14 protein-coding genes are annotated in these 18954 nt (G+C 69.1%); 4 read left to right on the top strand and 10 right to left on the bottom strand.

The features are described 5' to 3' along the window. Positions 1 to 136: 136 nt before the first annotated feature. Positions 137 to 1654: a CehA/McbA family metallohydrolase gene (locus ACQPWZ_RS15665; RefSeq protein ID WP_405570507.1), complete on the bottom strand. Its 1518-nt coding sequence runs from the start codon at positions 1652 to 1654 to the stop codon at positions 137 to 139. A gap of 125 nt (positions 1655 to 1779) precedes the next feature. After that, positions 1780 to 2106 (bottom strand): hypothetical protein, encoded by a 327-nt coding sequence (locus tag ACQPWZ_RS15660; protein WP_433571646.1) that lies wholly within the window; start codon positions 2104 to 2106, stop codon positions 1780 to 1782. Between the two features lie 137 nt (positions 2107 to 2243). On the opposite strand from ACQPWZ_RS15660, the gene ACQPWZ_RS15655 reads away from it, so the two are divergent. Further along, positions 2244 to 3092, top strand: a complete 849-nt coding sequence (locus ACQPWZ_RS15655; protein WP_433571645.1) for an LLM class F420-dependent oxidoreductase — start codon at positions 2244 to 2246, stop codon at positions 3090 to 3092. Positions 3093 to 3365: 273 nt separating this feature from the next. Here ACQPWZ_RS15655 and ACQPWZ_RS15650 read toward each other — a convergent pair whose 3' ends face one another. The 7 genes from ACQPWZ_RS15650 to ACQPWZ_RS15620 form a co-directional block, all read right to left on the bottom strand. Next, positions 3366 to 3722: a hypothetical protein gene (locus tag ACQPWZ_RS15650; protein ID WP_433571644.1), complete on the bottom strand. Its 357-nt coding sequence runs from the start codon at positions 3720 to 3722 to the stop codon at positions 3366 to 3368. A 101-nt stretch (positions 3723 to 3823) separates the two neighbouring features. Next, a complete protein-coding gene (locus ACQPWZ_RS15645; RefSeq protein ID WP_433571643.1) occupies positions 3824 to 4138 on the bottom strand; it encodes a hypothetical protein in 315 nt (104 codons plus the stop codon). Positions 4139 to 4533: 395 nt separating this feature from the next. Then, entirely contained in the window at positions 4534 to 5118 is a 585-nt protein-coding gene (locus ACQPWZ_RS15640) for a hypothetical protein (protein WP_433571642.1), read from the bottom strand. Further along, positions 5090 to 9709, bottom strand: coding sequence for a putative T7SS-secreted protein (locus ACQPWZ_RS15635; RefSeq protein WP_433571641.1), 4620 nt, complete (start codon positions 9707 to 9709; stop codon positions 5090 to 5092). Before ACQPWZ_RS15635 ends, ACQPWZ_RS15640 begins: the two co-directional genes overlap by 29 nt. Further along, positions 9709 to 10356: a hypothetical protein gene (locus ACQPWZ_RS15630; RefSeq protein ID WP_433571640.1), complete on the bottom strand. Its 648-nt coding sequence runs from the start codon at positions 10354 to 10356 to the stop codon at positions 9709 to 9711. The genes ACQPWZ_RS15635 and ACQPWZ_RS15630 overlap by 1 nt, the downstream gene beginning before the upstream one ends. Beyond that, positions 10353 to 10835: an SseB family protein gene (locus ACQPWZ_RS15625; RefSeq protein WP_433571639.1), complete on the bottom strand. Its 483-nt coding sequence runs from the start codon at positions 10833 to 10835 to the stop codon at positions 10353 to 10355. The genes ACQPWZ_RS15630 and ACQPWZ_RS15625 overlap by 4 nt, the downstream gene beginning before the upstream one ends. A gap of 184 nt (positions 10836 to 11019) precedes the next feature. After that, positions 11020 to 11502 (bottom strand): hypothetical protein, encoded by a 483-nt coding sequence (locus ACQPWZ_RS15620; RefSeq protein WP_433571638.1) that lies wholly within the window; start codon positions 11500 to 11502, stop codon positions 11020 to 11022. A 158-nt stretch (positions 11503 to 11660) separates the two neighbouring features. Here ACQPWZ_RS15620 and ACQPWZ_RS15615 point away from each other — a divergent pair, with 158 nt between their 5' ends. From ACQPWZ_RS15615 to ACQPWZ_RS15605, 3 genes are all read left to right on the top strand, one after another. Next, positions 11661 to 14201: a bifunctional FO biosynthesis protein CofGH gene (locus ACQPWZ_RS15615; RefSeq protein WP_433571637.1), complete on the top strand. Its 2541-nt coding sequence runs from the start codon at positions 11661 to 11663 to the stop codon at positions 14199 to 14201. Positions 14202 to 14728: 527 nt separating this feature from the next. After that, complete coding sequence (locus tag ACQPWZ_RS15610) at positions 14729 to 15649, top strand: zinc-binding dehydrogenase (protein ID WP_433571636.1); 921 nt, start codon at positions 14729 to 14731, stop codon at positions 15647 to 15649. Between the two features lie 245 nt (positions 15650 to 15894). Beyond that, entirely contained in the window at positions 15895 to 17010 is a 1116-nt protein-coding gene (locus ACQPWZ_RS15605; protein ID WP_313945763.1) for an ADP-ribosylglycohydrolase family protein, read from the top strand. Between the two features lie 239 nt (positions 17011 to 17249). Here ACQPWZ_RS15605 and ACQPWZ_RS15600 read toward each other — a convergent pair whose 3' ends face one another. After that, on the bottom strand, positions 17250 to 18839 hold the full coding sequence (locus tag ACQPWZ_RS15600) for a sodium:solute symporter family protein (RefSeq protein ID WP_433571635.1): 1590 nt from the start codon (positions 18837 to 18839) through the stop codon (positions 17250 to 17252). Positions 18840 to 18954: the final 115 nt, after the last annotated feature.

The following is an 18954-nucleotide window of genomic DNA, read 5'->3' as shown; positions in this document are numbered from 1 at the left end:
CTCGGCAGCCCGTCCGTGTACTGCGGGGTTCCGGCAGCCCGTAAGCGCACCGCGGGGTCCCGGCAGCCCGTCCGTGTACTGCGGGGTTCCGGCAGCCCGTAAGCGCACCGCGGGGTCCCGGCAGCCCGTCCGTGTACTACTTCCCGAGGAACACCGGGTTGGTGAACGCGGCGAGCGGACCCGGCAGCCCCGGCACGAGCACCGGGTGCCGGACCTCGGCGCGCACATAGGTCGCGTACTCCGGCGTCGTACGCCACTCCACCGTCCCCGTGCCCGACGCCGGCAGGGCCACCGTGTGCAGCACGCCCTGGTCGGTCACGAAGCGCGCCGAGCAGCCCGGGGCACCGGTGACCTCCAGCCGGACCGTCACCGGGGTGTCCTCGTCGACGCGGAGGCGCTCACCGATCCCGGCCTGTTTCCCACGGCCTCCCGTCGCCGAGAACGACAGCGACACCGCCTTCGACTCGGCGACATAGCTGCGGCCCGCGCTGATGCCCTCGAGGATCGCCTCCCGGGTCAGGTCGTCGGCGAGCACCACGGTCTGCGGGGTGCCGATGGGGTCAGGGTCGCGGTGCGCGTCGCTGTTGCCCATGGCTGGTGTCCAGCGCCCGCGCGAGCGGGCGGCGACGGCCAGCGTGCTGTCCCAGTCCGCGAGCGACACCTCGTCGTCGGGGGTGTAGGGGCCGTTCCACACCTCCAGCGCATCCGCCTCGCCGAAGCCGAACTTCCAGTTGCAGCCGATGCAGGTGGCGTGCGGATGCGCGGGCACGACCAGACCGCCGGCCCGCCGGATCTCGCCCGCGTAGTGCCCGAAGCGGTTGTCCTTGGCGCGGTAGCGCCAGTCGACGAACGTCCCCGGGTCGGTGCCGAGCGCCAGCACATGCCCGTTGCGGGTCGTGACCTCCTCGCCCATCAGGATGAGCAGGTCGTCGCCCGCGAGGTCCGCCCAATGCGCGTGCGCGGAGTGCGTGTTGTGCTCGGAGGAGTTGATGAAGTCGAGCCCGGCGGCCCGTGCCAGCGTCGCGATCTCGGCGAGCGTGCGCCGGCCGTCCGAGTGGACGGAGTGCACATGGCAGTCGCCGCGGTACCAGGCACGGCCACGGCCCTTGGCCCGCTCCGGTGGATAGATAGGCTTCGGCGTCCGGCCGGGGGCGCCGTACCGCAGCGTGATGGTCACCTCGTACGCGAGACCCTGCGGCGCCACGGTGTACGGCCCGAGCGCGATGTGCCACGTCCCGGCGCGTACCGGCCCCGGGATGTACCCGGGCGTCGCCTCGTCGGCCCGGATGAAGAACTCGGTGCGGGCGCCGCCCGACCAGCCGCGGAACCCCTTCCCGCCGAGCGCCGTGCCCCGCTCGTCGAAGATGCCGATGTCCAGGGCGTTGCCCTGGGTGCCCGGCGGCACGACGGGCCGCTCGTAGCTGTACGCCACGTGCAGTTCCCGTACGCCCCGCGGAATCTCGACGGGGAGGTACACGAAGTCGGGCGAGCCGGGCGGCAGGGTGCCGCGCACGACCTCGGTGTGATCGCCGGTGTTGTCCCCGGCGCCGGCAGGCGCGGCGTTCGCGAAGCTCACAGTGCCCAAGGTAAGGGCGGCTGCGGCTCCCGTCACGAGCAGTCCGCGTCTACCCAGCGCGTGTTCGTCCTTGCACATGGCGTCGGCTCCCCAGGGGCGGTGAGTGGGACAGGAGTGGTGTACTCAAACCCTGGTATTGAGCCGTGAACTGCCGTGCAAGGGAAGGGGTTCGGCGGATGGCGGCCGCCTTTCGGGGGCGGTTCTCAGCCGGTCTGCTTCTTCCGCCGCTGCACGAGGAGCGCGATGATGACGATCAGCGCGACGATGATGATCAGACCGATGATCAGCCCGGCCCCGAAGCCCTTCGACTTCTTCTTCTTTTTCTTCTTGCTCTTGCGGGCCTTGTCGACCGTCGAGGTCTCAATGCCGGCCTGGGCGACGGTCGACGAGGTGCCGGCCTGGGGCGCAGAGCCCGGCTTCTGAACCGCCGTCACCGCGGTGGGCGTGGGCGATGCCGAAGCGACCGGCGCACCCACCAGCAGTGCCCCGGACAGCACCAGGGCCGTGGTGGCGATACGTACACGCGTCATGAAGCGGAACCTCCCCGTTGTGACCGAGGGCCTGATCGAGAAGACAGGCCCTGGCCCGGTGTCGCCGGGCTCTCGGCATCTGGCACCGTACGGCATACGTTTGGGCCGCCACCAGAGACGATGACGGAGGGTTCCGTATGCGGATCTCGACCACGATCTTCCTGACCGACGAGACGATCACACCGGTACGGCTCGCACGGGAACTGGAGGACCGGGGCTTCGCCGGCCTCTATCTGCCCGAGCACACCCACATCCCGGTGGAGCGCATGACGCCGTACCCCGCGGGCGGCGAACTCCCGCCCGAGTACGGCCGTACCCTCGACCCGTTCGTGGCCCTCGGCCAGGCGGCGGCGGTCACCTCGGAGCTCGGCCTCGGCACGGGCATCACGCTGATCGCCCAGCACGATCCGATCGACCTGGCCAAGCAGATCGCCACGCTGGACTTCCTCTCCGGCGGCCGCTTCACGCTCGGCCTCGGCTTCGGCTGGAACAAGGAGGAGGCGGCGGACCACGGCGTCGAGTGGACGACGCGCCGCGAACTGGGCCGCGACCGGATGCGCCTGATGAGGGCGCTGTGGACGGCGGAACCGACGTCGTACAAGGGCGAGTTCGGCTCGGTCCGCGCGTCCGACGCCTACCCGAAGCCGATCAGCGGCCCCCGCACCCTGATCGGCGGCGCGGCGGGCCCGAAGCTCTTCTCCCACATCGCGGAGTACGCGGACGGCTGGCTCCCGATCGGCGGCCGCGGCCTGACGGAGTCGCTCCCGCTCCTGCGCGACGCCTGGTCGGCGGCGGGCCGCTCCGAGGACTCCCTCCAGGTGGTCCCGTACGCGGTCCTGCCCTCACCGGGCAAGCTGGCGCACTACGCGGAACTGGGCGTGGAGGAGGTCGTGCTGCAACTCCCGCCGGAGGGTGAGAGCGAGGTGCTGCGGGTGCTGGACGAGTACGGGCAGTACGTGGAGAGCTCACCCGCCCCGGGGGCCTGAACGGTCGGCGCGCCGCTGCGGGGCCCCTGAAGGGGCACGAGGGCGGCGGCGGGGACGGCGACGACGGTGAGCAGGGCGGCGAGGATGAGCCGTGAAGTGGTCACGCCCCCAGAGGCTGCCGCGATCTTGGGGGCGGGCCGGGGAGACACGCGTGCGGGGGCGCGGGTGGTACCCGGAGGGGGGATGGGTTGTGTACCGGGGGTGCGGGCGGGTGGGGCATTCGGTACGCGATGAGGGACGGGCGGGGTGGAGCTCTGGTCGATCCGCTGAGGTTCACCAGGGAACGACCACGGGTTTGCGCAGCCAGAAACCGTGCCGGGCCATACCGGAGGATGGCCGCAGCCAAGGGCGGAGTTCGCCGGTCTCATCGGACTCGGTCCGCTGCATGAAGCGCTCGTCGAGAGCTCTCAGGAGGCCGGCCAGGGCCGCCTGGGCGGTGTCGGGGAGTTGGCTGAGGGACGCCTGCAGCCGGTCCCTGGAGTCGAGGTCGTTGGAGTAGGCACTGATGGGGTACTGACCCTCGACCTGCCAGTCGGCCTCCATGCGCCGAATCAATCGCTCCCAGAACGAGAACCTGTTCTTGAGCGAGTAGACAGGCGCGGTGATCTTTTCCCGGACTTCTGGCGCCACTCTCGAGCGCTCGACGCTCAATCGTCGTGCGTCGCTTGCTTCGATGCTCGCGAGAGTTGTCTCCGTCAAGGATGCCCATGTCGCGTCGGTGTCAGGTGCGTTCATGACGGGTCCGGCGGGACCGACTCGGCTGCGGAGGTGATGATCGACCATCTGGTGAGCAGGCCTACACCTTCTCCCGAAACATGAATCCTGGCCGCCTGGGGAGGGTCGAAGAACTCCACGAATCGCCCTTCGTATCGCTCGATTCGATCCAGAGTGAGTCGCACCTTGAGGTGCCCGAGGCCGAAACTCTCGTCGCTGGTGAAGACATCGCCGACGCGAGGCACGCCCCCGACGCACCGGACGATGCAGATCCCTCCGGTGTCGCTCGACTCTTCTACGGATTCGATCTGAATCCTGCCTATGTCCGCCATGTTGGTACGCCTCTGGCTGGGGCTCGATGTCGCGTAGCAGGTGAACTGGTGAGCGACGACCGGTCTTCGTCTTAGTGGCAGAAGAGACGGCCGGCCGGACGCGCTGGCCGGATGCCTTGACCACTGGGAACATGCTGGGTTCGCTGCACCGGGTGATGTTCGTCGATGACCTGGATCAGGTTGGTGCAGAGCTGAACACCACCCCTCGGAAGTGCGCCGACCGAGTGGGCGAAGGCCGCGGCGCTTGGATGGCCGGACAGGAGGTCATCCCCTGAGGAACCGGACGCGGCGCGGCAGTCAGTATCGATGGCCGAGGGACCCGGAACCGACGATGGTTCTGGGTCCCTTTCGCACGAGAGGTTGGCCGACCGCCCGCTACATAGTGCGTACGCCGTTCACGGCAACCTCGGGACGAGTGCCAGCCAGGCGCGAATGTCCCGCAGTACTGGGTCGTCCCCCTCCAGGAGAGCTTGAACCGGAAACAAAGGGGTGAGCATGTTCTTGATGCGGCGTAGTTGGAGCATCTGCTCGCGTGGGGCCGACCGCCACTCCTCGGCCAGCCGCGTGGCCACATTCAGCGGCACTTCCAGGTCCCGACGGATGTCCGAACAGAGAGCGGAGAGGTTCCGAGCCGGATCGGCGTTACTGACGCCGAATTCCTTGATCATGTAGGTGCGTACGTTGACCGCTTCGGCCGTCGCACGCTGTGGCGATCCCTCCCCGTATTTTCTCGAGATTGCGGAGAGGGCGAGACGGCCCCATCGGAGCCTGGCTTCGTCGGAGAGATCATGGCGTTGCACGCCACCGACGGCGATGTCACGCAACTGCTCCCAGCGCTCCGACGAGCAGGAGCTCGCCTCGGGCTTCAGCAGGTACTCCTCCAGGTCCTCCAGCGAGGCGCCACGGAACCCGGTCTGGCCTTCGTCGCAGCCATGTGTCTCCTTGGAACTGTCAGAGGACGGTGATTCCGGCACGCTCAAACGCCTCCTTGCCGATATCGAGGCTCTCTTCAGAGGGCCAGTAGTGTCCACTCTGTCGGTTGACTTCCATCCCGAAGTAGCTGCCTCCGCCTCCAGCGATTTCTGCTTCTCCTGCTGCACGTACCGGTGCTCCGTTCGTCAGCACGGGGTGCTTAAGCTCGGTGCCCTGCACATGCTTCGGGATGAACAGCAGCTCCCCGTCCTTCGTCACCGCCCACTTCACTGTGCCCTCGTTGATGACGTCGTCGAAACCCTCGTCTCCGACACGCATGGGTTTCACTCCCAGGCGTTCGGCGTCAGCAAGCTCGCGGTCCAGGTGCTCTGGCATCCGATTCTCGAAGAGGCACGGTGAGAGCCCGAGCGGGTCGCTCCACGTCTGCGGGTTGTTGACGTATGTCGCTGCGTTCGGGGCCGGGACCAGGCCCAGGGGGTCATGGGAGAGGTAGCGAGCCACTTCCGGGTCGTAGTAGCGGAAGTAGTTGTAGTGGAGGCCCGACTCAGGGTCGAAGTACTGGCCCGGGAATCGGAGCGGTGTGTATGCCTTCGCGTCACGGGTCCAGGCAGTCGTGCCCCAAAGTGTGGTGCGGGTGCGCCAAGCCACCTCGCCCGATTCATCGACGAGTTCCGTCGGCGTACCGATGAGGTCGGTGACGATGGCGAAGAAGCGCTCGTCGGTTGAGGCGTTTCGGCGTTCTGTCTGGGCAAGGGGACGCAGCCCCGCATGGTCCCAGGTGAGGGTGATGTCCTCGGACCTCTGCTCACAGAGATTCGTGCCGTCCCAGGTGAAGTGGACGATTTCCAGCGGAGACTGTTTGGAGATGCGACGGCCCAGCGGGTCGTACGCATACCGCCAAACCGTGCCGTCCGGCGTCGTCACCACCGTGAGACGGTCCTCCGCGTCCCACTCGTAGCGCCAGGTGTCCGGCTTCCGTGAGAGACGGGTCTTCTGGCGTAGCACGATCCGGCCCTGACCGTCGTGTTCGTAGCGGACGGACCCTGCGCTGGCGATGCGGGTGCCCTGGTAGGCGCGTATGCCCGTCGAGGATTGCGAAGGGTGGCCGGCAGGCCAGGAAGCCTCCGCCTGGTTGCCTGCGGCATCGTAGGCGTACCGCTCCGTCCAGTCGCGCGAATGGACGGCCGTGACCCGGCCCGCCATGTCAAAGTCGAAATGACGGGCACCGGACAGTTCGTCGCTGATGCTGGCGATTGCTCCGTCCGCGCGGAAGGCGTAGGCCCGGTACTGGAGGCGGTGACCTGTGCTGCTGCTGACCTCTTGCGTGGTGAGGCGGCCCATCGGGTCGAACGACGAAGTCAGGACGGCGAAGTCGGCCAGGTTGCGGGAGGTTTCACGGCCGAGGGCATCGTGGGCGAACGTCAACGTTCGGCCTGAGGATGTCAGTGCTGTACGACGGCCCGCCCTGTCGTACGAACACGTGCTCGTCGAACCTCCCGGCGTCGTCCGACCTGTTCGTCGCCCTATCGCGTCGTGTGTGAACGAGATCGTACGACCGTTCACGGTCTCGGAGACCAGGCGGCCATACCTGTCCCGGACGCGCTGCAGTGTCGCGTCCGGGCCGGTCGCAGCGGCAAGTTGGTCAAAGATGTCGTACGTGAACGTGCTGACCACACCTGCCACGTCCTTGCGCACCAGTTGGCCGAGCTCGTTGTGCTCGAATCGCACCACCTGACCGAGGCCGTTCGTCCTGGTGGCGATTCGGCCCGACGGGCCATACGCGTACGTCAGGGCCCGGTCGTCGAAGTCGAGCTCCGACACCAGCTGCCCGGCCGCGTTGTATTCGTAGTCCCACGTCAGGCCCTGCGGATTGGTGACCCGGGTCAGCCGGAGGTTGCTGTCGTGGCTGAACTCGTACCGCACGCCGTCCGGGCCCGTGCGGGCCACCAGAAGGTCGAAGTCTGTGTACTCGAAGGTCGATACTGCGCCCATGGCGTCGGTGTGGCTGACGCAGTTTCCTTCGCCGTCGTAGGTCCACGACTGCTCGGTGCCGTCCGGCTCGATGCGCCGGGACGGCTTGCCCTCCACCGTCCACTCCAGCTGCGTGGCCGTGCCGAGGGCGTCAACGACCCGGACAGGCCGGCCGAACGCGTCCCGCTCGTACCGTGTGGTCGCGCCCAGAGGGTCGGTGATGTCGACCGGCAGGCCGGCGCGATTGACGCGCACCGACGAAGTGTGCCCCAGGGGGTTTGTCACCGAGGTGAGGTGTCCCACCTCGTCGTACGAGAAGCGGGTCGTCGCCCCTGAAGCGTCCGTGACGGACGTGCGGTTGCCCCGCTCGTCGTACGTCTGCCGCGTAGCCGTTCCGTCCGCCGCCCGGACGTGTACGGGGAGCCCTAGCTCGTTGTACTTTGCGTGCAACTCGCGGCCGTCCGGACGAGCCACGGTGGTCAGTCGGCCATGCTCGTCATACGTCGAGCGGGTGACGTGACCAAGCGCATCCGTCACCGACAACAACTGGTTGTACCGATCGCGTTCGAAGCGCGTCACTGCCCCCATCGCGTCGATCTCCGCGACGACCTGTGAGCGTTCGTTGATCAGGAACCTCTTCGTGTGGCCCAGCCCGTCGGTTAGGGACGTCTGGCGCATCCCGGTTTCCGGGTCCGTGTCATCCCACGTGAAGCGGGACTCCATGTGTCCATTCGTGCCCGACTGGTACACGCAGCGGTCGAGCTCGTCGTACACGTAGTCGTAGTGACTGCCGTTGGTGTCCGTCCAAGACGTGATGCGGCCTTGCTCGTCACAGCCGAAGCGCACCGGCCGGCCCGAGGAGTTGGTGACCTCGGTGAGGTGGCCGTCGGTGTAGCCGTACCGCAGGATCTCCTGATCGGTGCCATCAGGTGCAGCGCCCGCCAGGTGTAGCGCGGTGATTCGACCGGCATCCGTCGTGAGCTTCAGGTGGTAGCCGCCGTGGTGGACGATCGCCGTCGGGGCGCCGGCCTCGTCGTGTTCGAAGCTGATCCACCGGCCGTTGCGGTTGTCGACCTGGGCGAGGAGCGCCGTCTCCGCTGTGTGGTCGACAAAATGCGACACCCGTCCGGTCTCGGTGTCGGTGATCGTGTAGCCGTCACCAACTCGCTCGAGAGGCCAGCGGCGGCCGTGCGTCGGCATGACGGGGACACCGGGCGCGGGATGCGGATACGCCAGCAGGCTCCCCTCGTCGCAGAGGAACACCACACCCTCGGAGTCGATTTCCAGGCGCTGGTCCGCCGTGCTCGACCAGGTCGGGCCGAACCAGCCCCCGGCGCGGTAGGAGGAGTCGAAGGTCCGCTGGAAGATCAGAGGAAGAGACCCCGGCAGGGTGATGTCCGTCTGTGGCAGGAGCATGCGGCCGGTCGCGATGTCGACGGGGTCGCCTTCGCACTTCACCTTGCTGCACTGGTTGCCGTTGCCGTCCGGGTCCTTGTCGTGCCCCGCACGCCCCTTCCCCGGCGGCTGGTCCGCAAGGTCCTTCGCCCCGGTCTTCAGCCCGGCACGCACACCTCCCCGAACCAGGCCTGTGCCCTTCGTTCCAAGCACCTCCGGCACCAGCCGCCCGAAGAACTCCCCTGGGTCGCCCTTCGCCGCTTCCCACGCGTTCTTCAGCGCCCTGTCCGGGTTCGCCGCCGTCGAGGCCAGGCCCGCCAGCGTCGTGTTGAGGCCCTTCCAGTACTCCGCCGGGTGCGTGATGTTGTACGCGTCGATCGGGTTGACCGAGCGGACGAAGTTCACCAGGCCTGCCGTGCCCTTGATGACGCCGCCGCCGAAGTGGGCCAGTTCGACACCCTGGCCCATGCCGTAGTCCGCGAGCTCGAGCGTCAGTTTCCTTCTGCCCGTGGGTTCCTGCGGCGCGTGCGCCAACGCCGCCGTGACCGCCGACTTCGCCGTGTCCGCCGACTCGTTGCGGTGGCGCCGGGCCTCCTTGAGGATCTCGTGCGCCCGCTCCCGCTTGGCGACGCCCGGATCGGAGAAGGGTTCGGGGCGCGCCGGCGGGTTGTCGCTGTTGCGGGCCGCGTTGTAGGCGTCGACCTTCTTGTTGTAGGTGTCGGCCGCCGTCTTGGAGGACTCGTTGCCCTCCTTGTAGAGGGCGATCGCCTCCTTGGCCTTCCCCTGCGCGCTCGTGACTGCTTTGGAGTACGTCTCCAGCGCCTTCGCCGCATCCTCGAAGGCGTCCGCCGCGTGCAGCCAGTCGGTCGGCAGGGTCTGGAACTTCTCCCGGAAGGTGCTGGCCGCCTCGCCCTTCCAGTGGCTGGAGTCGAGCTTCTTCATCCCGCCGCCGACGAGGTCGAACGCCTTCTGGAAGTCCCGCAGGTTCTTCACGGTGGCGGCTATCTTGCCCGGGTTGCCGTGGATGAGCTCATTGGCCTCCTCGGTCTGGCCCAGCTGCTGTTCGCCCACCTCGGCGCCGAGCGAGGAGGCGGTCTCGTCGCCCCAGTCCTCGACGGAGTCCGCCCAGTCGTGCGCACCGACCTTGTCCAGGCCGTCGCCGACCTTGTCCGTCGCCCAGTCGACACCCTCGCCGACCTTCTCCTTGGCCGTGTCGATGCCGCTGTCGATGACATTGATGCCCTTGTCGGCCCACTCTCCCCAGTCCGGCATCAGCGGTTGTCCCCCCAACGCGGCTCTTCGGCCTGGGCGATGGTCTGCTCATCCGGATCGAACGTTTCCCGCAGATCCGCGTCGGCCGTGTCCCGCACCTTCGAGTCGATGAGACCCGATCGCTCCATCGAGTCCATCTGGGCGTCCATCACGTCGTAACCGGTGTTCTTCCAGGTCTGGTTGACCTCTTTCTGGGCTTCGGAGAAGGACTCGCCGCTCCAGGTGGCACCGTCGAAAGCGGACTGGGTGCTGATCTTGTCCCAGCTCATGCCCTTGACCTCTTCCTCGGTCAAGTGCGGGTTGCCGTTGAGGGAGTTCACCCCGATCTTGATCGAGTCCTTGACGTACTGCTCCTGTTCGGCGAACGAGCCGGCCGACAGCCCGACGCCCTGCGCGAAGCCGTTCCCGCGCAGCGTCAGCGCCCGCACGCCCCACTCCCAGCGGTCGCAGAACGTCTGGAACTGGTCGGTCAGGCCGGTGTGGCCCAACTCCATCCCGGACAGAGCCAGATCGGAGAACCCGCGTCCCACGCTCGCCTCGCCGATCATGCCGAGATCCTTCAGCTCGGCATGCGCCAGGTTGATGCCCTTGGCGATGTCGGCGAGAGCCGCCGGCGGTACGTTCAGATCGGAGCCTTCGCCGCTCACTGTGTTCCCCCGAGGTCGACCGCCACGGCGTCGGGCACGATGCCCTTCACCGGCGGGAAGAGCATTCCGTCGTCGCTTGCCGCATCGAGCGCCACACCGGCAGGCATGCCGAGCATCGGCACCATCACATCGAGCAGCCGCGCACCGAGGATCGTGCGATACCTCCACTCACGGGCGGCGCCGCCCTGGGCCTCGGCGAACCGGGCCAGGGACTCCTCGTTCGAGAACGCGCAGATCCAGCGGACGCCGTTCTGGTCGGCGGTCCAGAGGCTGTCCTGTTCGTCGAACGGCACCAGCACGGCCGTACGCCGAAATTCGCCGAGCAACACGGCAAATTCGTGCTTGCCGCGTGCTACGAGGTCCTCTTCCGACGGTGGTTCCGCCCTCGTCCCCGCTGGTGAAATCGTCGTGGAGTCAACCAAATCGGCCAGCTTCGACTGCTGACCCGGCTCCTCGGAGCCGCCCCCGTTCTCCGTCATGCACAGCATCGTGCCATGGTCGTTTTTTCGAAAGCAACGGGGTAAATGTGGAGCATTGGGTCGGATCGAACAAACGTGCCTGATTGATGCCTCAACCACTCCGGCCGGCGCCGCCGGGCTCGTCCACCGCCCCTGTCAGCCCGCCATCAGCCTGTAGGGCGTGCTGGACGGGCTGGGTGCCGGATCAACCCAAGCTGACGCTCCACACATCGCCGTGCCCCACCCATGAGTCGCGCTCTTCATGGTCGTTGTTCACGATCACCGACACCCTCGTCGCTGCTGCCCGGTACTCGAGAAAGTCGCCCTGATCCGTCACCGCGAGGGTGGGGGAGTCGGGAGTCCGAGAGAACTCCTCTCGCAAGTCGTCCCATGTCAGGTACTGCGGGAAGTCGACCTGCATGTCCTGACGCCACTTCTCGGCTCTCTCGTATCCCGACGCCAGCCGGTGCAGTTCGAGTGCCCCGCCGCTCACCACCCACTCCGGCCCCGGGTTGAAGTAGAACTCCAGGACGCCGTAGTCCCGTCGCAGGGAGAGGCCGCTCTCGTCCACCACGTCCACGTGGCTGGAGGGAATGGCCCGGTCGACCTCGCTGAGGGTCGAGCCGATCCCGACTCCGTGCAGCCGACCCGTCACGACGAACGAGGCGATCAATTCGATGGCGGTCACGGCCAGTTCTCCGGTTTGTCGATGAGGTCCTGCACTTCTTCGGCGCGGTTCTGCCTGGAGCCACCCCGTCGCCCCCTACCCACCCCACCACCAGCTCGTATCCTCGACCCCATGACCGATCACCAGCCCGACCCCCCGCGCGGCCCGCCCGGAACGCCATGCGCCGCGCTCTCAAGCGTGCCAGGGACGGGGTGGCCCTCGATGTCGGGGAAGCCGCCGTGCTGTTGCAGGCGCGGGGGGAGGATCTCGACGATCTGTGTGCGTCCGCCGCGCGGGTGCGGGATGCCGGGCTGGAGGCTGCCGGGCGGGCCGGGGTCATCACGTACTCCAAGAGCGTGTTCATCCCGCTCACCCGGCTGTGCCGGGACAAGTGCCACTACTGCACCTTCGCCACCGTCCCCGGCAAGCTCCGGCGCGCCGGGCACGGGATGTTCATGTCGCCCGACGAGGTGCTCGCCATCGCCCGGCGCGGGGCCGAGATGGGGTGCAAGGAAGCCCTCATCACCCTCGGGGACAAGCCCGAGGACCGGTGGCCCGAGGCGCGGGAGTGGCTGGAGGCCGAGGGCTACGACGACACCATCGCGTACGTACGGGCCATGGCCATCCGGATCCTGGAGGAGACCGGGCTGCTGCCCCACCTCAACCCCGGCGTCATGACCTGGACCGACTTCCAGCGGCTCAAGCCCGTGGCGCCGTCCATGGGGATGATGCTGGAGACCACCGCGACGCGGCTGTGGAGCGAGCCCGGCGGGCCGCACCACGGGTCGCCCGACAAGGAACCCGCCGTGCGGCTGCGGGTGCTGGAGGACGCGGGGCGCAGCTCCGTGCCGTTCACCAGCGGGCTGCTCATCGGGATCGGGGAGACGTACGAGGAGCGCGCGGACTCGCTGTTCGCGCTGCGCCGGATCTCCCGGGCGTACCACGGCATCCAGGAACTGATCCTGCAGAACTTCCGCGCCAAGCCGGACACGGCGATGCGCGGTATGCCGGATGCCGAGCTGGACGAGCTGGTGGCCACCGTCGCCGTCGCCCGGCACATCATGGGCCCGTCCGCCTGCCTCCAGGCGCCGCCGAACCTCGTGGACAGCGAGTACGGGCGGCTCATCGGCGCCGGCGTCGACGACTGGGGCGGGGTCTCGCCCCTGACCATCGACCATGTGAACCCGGAGCGGCCCTGGCCGCAGATCGACGTCCTCACCGAGCAGTCGGCCGCGGCGGGCTTCCGGCTGGAGGAACGACTGTGTGTGTACCCGGAGTTCGTCCGGCGCGGTGAGCCGTGGCTCGATCCGCGGCTCATGCCGCACGTACGGGCACTGGCCGATCCGGAGACCGGGCTCGCCAACCCCGACGCCCCCGTCCAGGGCCACCCGTGGCAGGAGCCCGACGAGGGCTTCACCGCAGTCGGACGCACCGATCTGCACCGCACCATCGACACCGACGGCCGCACCCACGACCGCCGTGACGACTTCGACGAGGTGTACGGCGACTGGGACGCGCTGCGCGAGGCCGCGGCACCCGGGATGGTGCCGCAGCGCATCGACACGGATGTGCGCGGCGCGCTGAAGACCGCGGCCGACGATCCCACGCGGCTCACCGACGACGAGGCGCTCGCCCTGCTGCACGCCGACGGGCCCGCCCTCGACGCCCTCACGCGGATCGCCGACGAGCTGCGCCGCGATGTCGTCGGCGACGACGTCACCTACATCGTCACGCGCAACATCAACTTCACCAACGTCTGTTACACCGGCTGCCGTTTCTGCGCCTTCGCGCAGCGGCGCACCGACGCCGACGCCTACACCCTCTCCCTCGACCAGGTCGCCGACCGGGCCGCGCAGGCGTGGGACGTCGGTGCCGTGGAGGTGTGCATGCAGGGCGGTATCCATCCCGACCTGCCGGGCACGGCGTACTTCGACATCGCGCGCGCCGTGAAGGAGCGCGTCCCGGGGATGCATGTGCACGCGTTCTCCCCGATGGAGGTCGTCAACGGCGCCTCCCGGACCGGCCTGTCGATCCGCGAGTGGCTGACCGCCGCGAAGGAGGCCGGGCTCGACTCGATCCCGGGCACCGCGGCCGAGATCCTCGACGACGAGGTCCGCTGGGTGCTGACGAAGGGCAAGCTGCCCACCGCCACCTGGATCGAGGTCGTCTCCACGGCGCACGAGCTCGGCATCCGGTCCAGCTCGACCATGATGTACGGGCATGTGGACCAGCCCCGTCACTGGCTCGGCCACTTCCGGACGCTGGCGCGGATCCAGCAGGAGACGGGCGGGTTCACGGAGTTCGTGACCCTGCCCTTCATCCACACCAACGCGCCCGTCTATCTCGCCGGTATCGCCCGGCCGGGGCCGACCGCGCGCGATAACCGCGCCGTGATGGCGATGGCCCGCCTCCTGCTGCACCCGCACATCACCAACATCCAGACCAGCTGGGTGAAGCTGGGTACGGAGGGTGCGGCCGAGATGCTGCGCTCGGGCGCCAACGACCTGGGCGGCACCCTGATGGAAGAGACCATCTCCCGTATGGCGGGCTCCAGTTACGGCTCGTACCGCTCGGTGAAGGATCTGGTGGCGATCGCCGAGGCGGCGGGGCGGCCGGCGAAGCCGCGGACGACGCTGTACGGCGAGGTGTCGCAGGAGCGGCAGCAGGCCGCCGCCGCGTCGGACGGGCATCTGCCGGAGCTGCTGCCCCTGGTGGACTGACCCACGCCGCATCGGCGCCGGGCCGAACAGCAGCAGGGCCAGCGGGGGCAGGCCGAGCACGGACAGACGCCGGATCTCGACCGGGCGGACCGGCCGGCGCAATCCGGTGTACACAGGGGCGCTCGGCAGTCGGGCCACGGCGTACGCGGCGCTGGGGCGGCCCGAGAGGGCGCCGACGGACGGGAACGGGCCCTGGCGCTCGACCCGGGCTGTACGTGGGCCCTGACGCAGCGGGAGCGGCAGCGGGACGGAGAGGCCTCGGGGTGACCTTCCGTGGCATCGCCGGCCACCGTCGTCTCGGCGAGCGTCCGCGGCAGGAACGGCCGGCAGCGGCAAGGTCGGCACGGCAAGGGCGGAACGGCAAGGCAGGTGCCGCGTACGCCTGCCGCGTACGCCTGCCGCGTACGCCTGCCGCGTACGCCTGCCGCGTACGCCTGCCGCGTACGCCTGCCGCGTACGCATGGAGCGATCAGCACACCAGGTCCGGCCCGCCGTGCGCGACCGGCCACCACCAGCAAGGAGCCGACATGTCCGTCAGAGCCCTCGTCGTGGACCCGTCCGCGACCGACGCCGTTCGCCTCACCGAGGTGCGCGAGCCCGTGCCCGGGCCCGGGCAGGTGCTCGTGGATGTCCACCACGTCTCCCTCAACCACGGTGACCTCAATGACGCCCGGTCCGGACGCGTACCCGAGGGGGCCGTGCTGGGCTCGGACGCCGCCGGGGTGGTGGTGCGGTCGGAGGGCGCGGGGCCCGCGGTGGGCACCCGGGTCGTCGCCCTCTCGGCCGGCGCCTTCGCGGAGCGGATCGCGGTGGACGCGGACGCCCTGGCGGAGATCCCCGAGGGGGTCTCGCTCGCGGAGGCGGCGGCGCTGCCGGTCGCGGGGATCGCCGCGCTGCGGTCCCTGCGGGCCGGGGGCCTCGCCGCGGGCAAGCGGGTGCTGGTCACCGGCGCATCGGGCGGGGTCGGACGCTTCGCGCTGCAACTCGCCGCGGCCGCCGGCGCCCATGTGATCGCCTCGGTGGGCTCGGCCGCCCGCCGCGAGGGCCTCGTCAAGGCGGGCGCGGACGAGGTGGTGGTGGGCCTGGAGGGTCTGGACCGGCCGGTCGACGTGATCATCGACAGCGTCGGTGGCCCGCAGCTGGTCGCGGCCTGGGATCTGCTGGCGCCGGGCGGCAGCCTGCAGAGCGTCGGCTGGACGTCGGGGGAGCCGGCCGTCTTCCCGCCGTACTCGACGATCGGGCCGGCCAAGTCGCTCACGTCGTTCGTCAACGACCTGTCCGCGCCGGCCGCCGACCTCGCTCTCCTGGTCGGGTACGCCGCGGAGGGCAGCCTCGTGGTGGAGATCGGCTGGCAGGGCCCGTGGGAGAGGTTCGCGGACGCGGCCCAGGCCCTGCGCCGGCGCACGGTGCGGGGCAAGGCAGTGCTGCGGGTGACGGCGACGATGTGAGCCACGGGCCACGGGCCACGGACGACGGGCCACGGACGACGGGCGGCCGGTGCGTGGCGACGGGGTGGGGAGCCGGTTGAGGCTGGGGCCCCTGGGGCCCCTGATGCGCGACTCGCTCAAATCCGGCCCGACGTGCGACCCATCACATACCGCATCGGCCCCCTTACAGCCCTGAACCGATCTCCCGCGGTCGATTAAAGTGCTCCGCCAGGTGCATACGTTCGACGTCCAGGGAGGGACGCGCGGTGAGCGCAGCAGCCACAGCCGTCTGGGGGCGTGCGGAACAGCAGGACTTCCGTGCCCGGGTGCGCGGCGCCCTGCTCGGCGGCGCCATCGGCGACGCGCTGGGCGCCGGGGTCGCGTCCCTCACGCTGGACGAGATACGCGCCACACACGGGCAGGACGGCATCGGCGATCTCGTACCCGCCCACGGCCGCCGCGGCGCCGTGACCGCGGCCACGCAGCTCACCCTGTTCACCGTCGACGGGCTCATACGCGCCCAGGTCCGCCGCGACACCGGTGCCTGGCATCCGCCCACCGATGTGCACCGCGCCTATCTGAGATGGGCCGCCACCCAGCGCGACTGGGGACCCGACGAGCGCCGTAAGGACAACGGCTGGCTCGCCCGTGAAGAGTGGCTCTACACCCGGCGCGACCCCTCCCGGTCGACCCTGGTCGGCCTCGGCGACGAGTCGATGGGCACCCTGGAGGCGCCCAAGAACCCGACCGCGCGAGATGCCGGCGCGCTCGCCCGGTCCGCACCGTTCGGGCTGCTCGTCGGCTGGGAGCCGCAACTGGTGTGCCAGCTGGCGGTGGAGTGCGCGGCCCAGACGCACGGGCACCCGACCGCGTATCTGTCGGCGGGTGCCTTCGCGGTCATCGTGCACGGACTCGCCCGCGGGGAGACGCTCGACGGCTCCGTGCAGCGCGCGCTCGCCCTGCTGGCCGCCCGTCCGGGGCACCAGCCCGTCACGGACGCCCTCAAGCACGCGCTGGGCGCCGTACGCCAGGGCATTCCGAGCCCGGCGCGCATCGCGTCGCTCGGCGAGGGCCACCACGCCGAGGACGCGCTCGCCATCGCCGTCTACTGCGCGCTCGTGGGTGAGGACATCCGGCACGGCCTGCGGCTCGCCGTGAACCACGACGGACCCTCGGAGACCACGGGCATCGTGACCGGCTCGCTCCTCGGGGCGCTGCACGGCGAGACGGCGCTGCCGCCCGCCTGGCTGTCCGAGATCGAGGGCCGTCCCACGATCCTGGAGCTCGCCGACGACTTCGCGATGGAGATGACCCAGGGGCCGGCGCTGCACGGACCGACGATCAACTCCCCGGGCTGGCTGGCCCGTTATCCCCGCAGCTGACCCGCTCGGTCGCGCCTCCGGCACCGACGTACAACGGACGATCACCGGCGTGCCTGGGACGAGCACCGACGTACACCGGACGAGCACCGGCGTGCCTGGGACGGGCACGGGCGTACGTCGGACCGGCACGGACATGCACCGGCACGGACATGCACCGGCACGGACATGCACCGGGGCCCGGCTCCACCCTCAGGAAGCCGGGCCCCGGTGCGTAGGGGTGTGTGTCCGTCAGTGCGCCGTCAGCCTTCGGCCCCTTCGCGGCCCGGGACCTTCTCCCCGGCGGGCGCCGTCTGTCCCGGCACGGTTGCCGCCGCGGCACCCGCTTCCGGGCCGTCGTCGTCCGTGTTGATCCGGGCGATGACCGCGTCGCGTTCGGGGGTGTCCTCGGGCTTGAGGAAGCCGATCACGATGTAGAGCACCAGCGAGATCGCGAGCGGTACGGACACCTGGTACTGCAGGGCCACATCGGTCCGGGCGGTTCCGTCGATCTCGTAGTTGAGGAAGAAGAACGCGATGAGACCGGCCGCCCAACTGGTGAGCGCCGCCGTCGGTCCGGACTTACGGAACGGACGCAGCAGACCGAGCATGAACGGGATCGCGATCGGTCCCATCAGTCCCGCCACCCACTTGATCACGACGGTGATGATGTCCTTGAACGTGGGCGAGTTGACCTGCGTCGCGATCGCCATCGACAGCGCGAGGAACGCGATCGTCGACAGCCGTGCGGCGATGAGCCCCGACCGTTCGCTCCAGCCCCGGGCCTTCTTCGACAGCACGGGTGCGATGTCCCGGGTGAAGACGGCGGCGATGGCGTTGGCGTCGGAGGAGCACATGGCCATGGTGTGCGAGAAGAAGCCCACGATGACCAGGCCGAGGAGACCGTGCGGCAGCAGCTGTTCGGTCATCAGCGCGTACGAGTCGGAGGCGTCCGGCTTCTTCGCCTCGATCAGCAGCGGCGCGCACCACATCGGGAAGAAGAGCACCAGCGGCCAGACGAACCACAGGATCGCGGAGAGGCGTGCCGAGCGCGTCGCCTCGCGGGCGTTGGCGGTCGCCATGTAGCGCTGCGCCTGGTTCCACATCCCGCCGTTGTACTCGAAGGTCTTGATGAAGAGGAACGCCAGCAGGAAGGTCACCGTGTAGGGGCCGGCGGTCGCGTCCGCGTGGCCCTGCATCTCCGGCTCGTCCCACACCGTCCACAGCGTGCTGAACCCGTCGAGCTCGCTCATGACGGCGAACAGCATCGCCAGACCGGCGAACAGCTGGATGATGAACTGCCCCAGCTCGGTGAGGGCGTCGGCCCACAGACCGCCGATGGTGCAGTAGACACCCGTGATGACACCGGTGATGAGGATGCCCTGGTTGAGCGAGATGCCGGTGAAGACGGAGAGCAGGGTGGCGATGGCGGCCCACTTGGCGCCCACGTCCACGATCTTCAGCAGCAGGCCCGACCAGGCGAGCGCCTGCTGGGTCTTCAGGTTGTAGCGGGTCTTCAGATACTCCAGCGGGGACGCGACGTGCAGCTTGGAGCGCAGCCGGTTCAGCCGGGGTGCGAAGAGCTTGGCGCCGATGAAGATGCCGATGGCGATCGGGAGGGACCACGTCACGAAGGACGTGACGCCGTAGGTGTACGCGATGCCCGCGTAGCCGGTGAACATCACCGCGCTGTAGCCGGACATGTGGTGCGAGATGCCCGACAGCCACCACGGCATCTTGCCGCCGGCGGTGAAGAAGTCGCTGACGTTGTCCACGCGCTTGTGCGACCAGAGTCCGATCGCGACCATCACACCGAAGTATCCGATGAGCACGGTCCAGTCGAGACTGTTCATGTGCCCCCTCCTGGGGTCCGCCTTGTGAACGTCCATGGCACTTCGTCAGTACGTCCGATCAGCGGCGCCCCCGTGCGGGATCGGGGACTTCCGGGATTGAACCGCCTGTTCGGGC

The organism is Streptomyces sp. CA-251247, from assembly GCF_050952975.1.
GTDB classification, from domain to species: Bacteria; Actinomycetota; Actinomycetes; order Streptomycetales; family Streptomycetaceae; genus Streptomyces; species Streptomyces achmelvichensis.
Note: the sequence above shows the minus strand (reverse complement) of the source record. Positions and strands in the feature narration are given on the sequence as shown.

Coding starts and splice junctions, on each gene's coding strand:
- ACQPWZ_RS15660 (WP_433571646.1), bottom strand. CDS start 2,106: ATGACGCGTGTACGTATCGCCACCACGGCCCTGGTGCTGTCCGGGGCA.
- ACQPWZ_RS15625 (WP_433571639.1), bottom strand. CDS start 10,835: ATGACGGAGAACGGGGGCGGCTCCGAGGAGCCGGGTCAGCAGTCGAAG.
- ACQPWZ_RS15665 (WP_405570507.1), bottom strand. CDS start 1,654: ATGTGCAAGGACGAACACGCGCTGGGTAGACGCGGACTGCTCGTGACG.
- ACQPWZ_RS15600 (WP_433571635.1), bottom strand. CDS start 18,839: ATGAACAGTCTCGACTGGACCGTGCTCATCGGATACTTCGGTGTGATG.
- ACQPWZ_RS15655 (WP_433571645.1), top strand. CDS start 2,244: ATGCGGATCTCGACCACGATCTTCCTGACCGACGAGACGATCACACCG.
- ACQPWZ_RS15645 (WP_433571643.1), bottom strand. CDS start 4,138: ATGGCGGACATAGGCAGGATTCAGATCGAATCCGTAGAAGAGTCGAGC.
- ACQPWZ_RS15635 (WP_433571641.1), bottom strand. CDS start 9,709: ATGCCGGACTGGGGAGAGTGGGCCGACAAGGGCATCAATGTCATCGAC.
- ACQPWZ_RS15610 (WP_433571636.1), top strand. CDS start 14,729: ATGTCCGTCAGAGCCCTCGTCGTGGACCCGTCCGCGACCGACGCCGTT.
- ACQPWZ_RS15615 (WP_433571637.1), top strand. CDS start 11,661: ATGCGCCGCGCTCTCAAGCGTGCCAGGGACGGGGTGGCCCTCGATGTC.